Annotated in this window: 4 protein-coding genes; 3 read left to right on the forward strand and 1 reads right to left on the reverse strand. The window is 53.2% G+C overall.

The genetic code is table 11. The features are described from left to right. The first annotated feature begins 218 nt into the window (after positions 1 to 218). From PPL9_RS27470 to PPL9_RS27480, 3 genes are all read left to right on the forward strand, one after another. Positions 219 to 452 (forward strand): antitoxin, encoded by a 234-nt coding sequence (locus PPL9_RS27470; RefSeq protein ID WP_057465704.1) that lies wholly within the window; start codon positions 219 to 221, stop codon positions 450 to 452. Further along, positions 449 to 844 carry a type II toxin-antitoxin system VapC family toxin gene (locus PPL9_RS27475; protein ID WP_057465705.1) on the forward strand — a complete coding sequence of 132 codons (396 nt, stop codon included), beginning with the start codon at positions 449 to 451 and terminating at the stop codon, positions 842 to 844. The genes PPL9_RS27470 and PPL9_RS27475 overlap by 4 nt, the downstream gene beginning before the upstream one ends. Positions 845 to 1088: 244 nt before the next feature. After that, positions 1089 to 1616 (forward strand): CbrC family protein, encoded by a 528-nt coding sequence (locus PPL9_RS27480; RefSeq protein ID WP_161831483.1) that lies wholly within the window; start codon positions 1089 to 1091, stop codon positions 1614 to 1616. An 81-nt stretch (positions 1617 to 1697) separates the two neighbouring features. Here PPL9_RS27480 and PPL9_RS27485 read toward each other — a convergent pair. Further along, positions 1698 to 4177, reverse strand: a 2480-nt coding sequence (locus tag PPL9_RS27485; RefSeq protein WP_208989673.1) for a hydantoinase B/oxoprolinase family protein, incomplete at its 5' end; no start/stop codon positions are given.

Consider the following 4177-nt stretch of genomic DNA (forward strand, 5'->3'; position numbering starts at 1 on the left):
TAAAAAGCCCGGGCAAGGCGTGTAGCCAATGCTGAAGAAACATTTTTAAACAAGTAGCGCAGGTATTGCCTGCCGCCTTGCTCATCCCGACTTCCGAGAACTCTGGTTCAACACTGCATGGAAGGCCATGTGGTGCTATTGGTGTTTGTGGGGTACTAGATTTGCAGATTTCCGCTCTCTGAGGTAAAGTTAGCTAAGTTTAGCTAAGGTGAGGTGCCATGAAGGTCAATATGCATGAAGCGAAGTCCAATCTATCCAAGCTTGGTGAGAAGGTTTGGCAGGGAGAGCGTGTCGTGATTGCCAAAGCTGGAAAGCCCTACCTTGACCTTGTGCCACATAAGGGCGAGCTGAAACCTCGTAAACCCGGACGCTTCAAGGGGCAGATCAAACTTGCCGCTGACTTCAATGAAGAGATTAAAGAGGTTACCTCTGGCTTTGAGGGCGACGAATGAGACGTCTTCTCCTTGATACGCACGCACTTCTTTGGTGGCTTGCTGGCAACCAGCAATTAGGGGCAAAAGCGCAATCTATTATCGCAGATCCCCGCAATGATGTTTTTGTAAGTGCAGCAAGCTCGTGGGAAATCGCAATCAAGCAGAACATTGGAAAGCTCACAGCACCCAAAGGCCTGGCCAGCATTATTGATGAGGAAGGTTTCTTACCCTTGCCGATTTCTCTTTTCCATGGTGAACAGGCTGGTTACCTCCCAGAGCATCACAAAGACCTATTTGACCGAATGCTCATTGCACAGGCACAGGCGGAAGGTTTGGAGATTGTGACTTCAGATGAGAAGTTTGAGGCTTATGGTGTGCGGTTGGTTGAGGCTTCTTCTGGCAGAGAGTAATAAATTCTTAAACCGAGTGGCTCTCAGAATAGAATAAATCTACTGACGTAATTCGTAAAGCAATTGAACCAAGTTACATACTGATGTGCACTCGGCTCAGAACAACGGTGATTTTATAGGAATTAAAGTTTCATATCGAGAAGCCTCTACCTTCAGGGAGACTGGTTGAAGACTTAAATCCTATGTGCCAACTAGTATTACTCTCTGTGAGGGTATTTGATAATTAATGCAATTGGGAGTGAAAATGACAATACCGCACTTCGAGTATTTTCGGGATCCCGTTGAGAACGGGTGTGTGGTCGAGAAGGCCAGCGTTTGTCAATGTTGTCAGCAAGAGAAACACTTCATGTACGTTGGCCCCATATATTGCGTGGATGATGTTAGTGAGGTCTGCCCGTGGTGTATCGCCGACGGTTCTGCAGCGGCCAAGTGGTCGGCGAGTTTTAATGATGTATATGACGTACCAAGTGGCGTGTCACAGGATGTGATTGAAACAATAGCGGCAAGAACTCCAGGATATTCAACTTGGCAGGACAATAAGTGGTTATTCTCAGGCAAGGAAGCACTCGTTTTTGTGGGAGAAGTGACAGGTTCCGCCCTCATTGAGAATAATGAAATTGACAAAATTTCTGCGTGCCGTGAAGCCTTATCTGATTGGAACCTCCCAAAAGACTTTGATCTTTCGAACGTTGTGATAGGTGGCCAGCCAGCTATTTACCTATTCCAAGATAAAGAAACATCAGAGTTTCATGCCTACGCAGATATGACATAGAGTAACTTCTCTTCTGCATCTTCATAAAAAACGCCCGGCTAGATGAGCCGGGCGTTGGTGTGTTAAAGGGACGAACTTAGCCTATTCTGCCTTGCCCCAGCCTCCGCTGGTTGGGGGGACTACTGTGATGGCTTCGCCGGCTTCCAGAATTGTCTGGTCGCAGCCTTTCAGCTCTTCCATCTGGCCGGAGTTGCGGCGCACGTAGGTACGGCCTTTCTGACCATCTTCGCCGCCCTGCATGCCTTTTGGTGCGATGGTTCTGTGGGATGCGAGGATCGCGCAGTCCATCTTTTCCAGGAAGCGGATGGTTCGTTTGGTGCCGTCGCCCGCATGCCACTTGCCTTTGCCGCCTGTTTCCTTGCGGATGTGGAAGTCTTCCAACAGCACAGGATAGCGGAACTCCAGAACCTCAGGATCAGTGAGGCGAGAGTTGGTCATGTGGACGTGAACGCCATCAGTGCCGTTGAAGCCGGGGCCAGCCGGAGAGCCGGAGCACAGGGTCTCGTAGTATTGGTAGGTGTCGTTGCCGAAGGTCAGGTTGTTCATGGAACCTTGTGAGTTTGCCATGGCACCAAGGGCTGCGAACAATGCGTTGGTGATGTGCTGTGAGGTTTCCACGTTACCTGCCACAACAGCTGCCGGATAATGCGGACGCAGCATGGAACCTTCTGGCACCACAATGTTGATTGGGCGCAGGCAGCCTGCATTCATCGGGATGTGACCTTCTACCATGACGCGGAAGCAGTAGAGAACTGCGGCGCGGGTGACGGGTTCCGGTGCGTTGAAGTTATTGGGTTTCATCGGGCTGGTGCCGGTGAAATCAACGGTTGCTTCGCGCTTGTCCTTATCAACTGTGATCTTGACTTTGATGGTTGAGCCCTGATCCGTTGGGTATTCGTAGGAGCTGTCGGAGAGTGCTTCGATCACACGGCGAACGCTTTCTTCAGCATTGTCCTGCACGTGGCCCATGTAGGCCTGCACAGTTTCCAGACCAAAGTGGTCTGTCATCTTGCGCAGTTCCTGAACGCCCTTCTCATTAGCGGCGATCTGGGCTTTCAGGTCGGCCACGTTCTGATGCACGTTGCGGACCGGATATTTGTGGTTGGTGAGCAGCTCGACCAGCGCTTCCTCGCGGAAGTCGCCCTGATCGACCAGTTTGAAGTTGTCGATCAAGACGCCTTCTTCATCCACCTTGGTGGCGAGCGGGGTCATGGAGCCCGGAGCGGAGCCGCCGACATCAGCATGGTGACCACGGGAGGCCGCCCAGAACAGGATTTCCTTGCCGTCGTCATCAAACACCGGAGAGACAACGGTGATATCCGGCAGGTGGGTGCCGCCGTTGTAAGGGGCGTTGAGTGCGAACACGTCGCCCGGTTTGATCCTGCCTTTGTTGAGGGAGATGATCGCCTCAACGGAACGGTCCATGGACCCGAGATGCACCGGCATGTGCGGTGCGTTGGCAACCAGTGCGCCGTTTTGGTCAAAGACCGCGCAGGAGAAGTCCAAACGCTCTTTGATGTTCACGGAGTACGCGGTGTTCTGCAGGGTAACGCCCATCTGCTCGGCGATGGACATGAAGAGGTTGTTGAACACTTCCAGCATCACTGGGTCTGCGGTGGTGCCGAGAGCGACTTTTCTCTCCAGCGGGATGGTGCGGGTTAGAATGATGTGGTTCTTGGCGTTGACTTGCGCATGCCAGCCCGGTTCCACAACGATGGTGGCGTGAGGCTCCATGATGAGGGCAGGGCCTTGCAGCTTCATACCCGGCTGGAACGCATCGCGCTTGAGGATGGAGGCATCCTGCCATTTGCCGTTTGCGTAGAACTGGGTTTGCTCTGCAATGGTAGGGGCGTTTGCTGCCAGCGCTACGTCTGGCTCCTGCAGGCCAGCGCCGCCGCCAATGGCTTCCACTTCGAGCGCTTCGACCACGATGGTCTTGTTCTCGTAGGCAAAGCCGAACTGTTTGATGTGGTTCTGAGTGAAGGACGCGATCATGGCGTCGAGATCACTTGTGTTCAGATCCACAGCGATTGGTGTGTCGGTGCCGTCGTAGCGCAAGTGCGCGCGTGGGAGGATAGAGAGTTCGTCTTCTGCAACGCCCTGATTTGCGACCTCTGTTTTCGCATCTGTTGCAAGGCGTTGGGCGAGGTCTGCAAGAACTGCCAGATTGTCAGTGTTCAGAGGTTTGACGACTGCTTGCTGACGGGTTGCGCGGATGTCCGCAAGGCCCATGCCGTATGCAGAGAGGATACCGGAGAGCGGGTGCACGATGACGGTTTTCATGCCGAGACTGTCGGCGACCATGCAGGCGCTCTGACCGCCAGCACCACCAAAGCAGGTGAGGGCGTATTCGGTTACGTCATAGCCGCGCTGCACGGAGATCTTTTTGATGGCGTTGGCCATGTTCTCAACGGCGATCTTCTGGAAGCCTTCTGCGACTTCCTCGCCGGTTCTGCCATCACCGATCTGGGCTGCCAATGCGTTGAAGGCCGCTTTGACTTCTTCGATTGCCAGAGGCTCGTCCTGATTTGGACCGAAGATTTTAGGGAAGTAGGAGGCGT

This window comes from Pseudovibrio sp. POLY-S9, assembly GCF_001431305.1.
Lineage (GTDB): Bacteria > Pseudomonadota > Alphaproteobacteria > Rhizobiales > Stappiaceae > Pseudovibrio.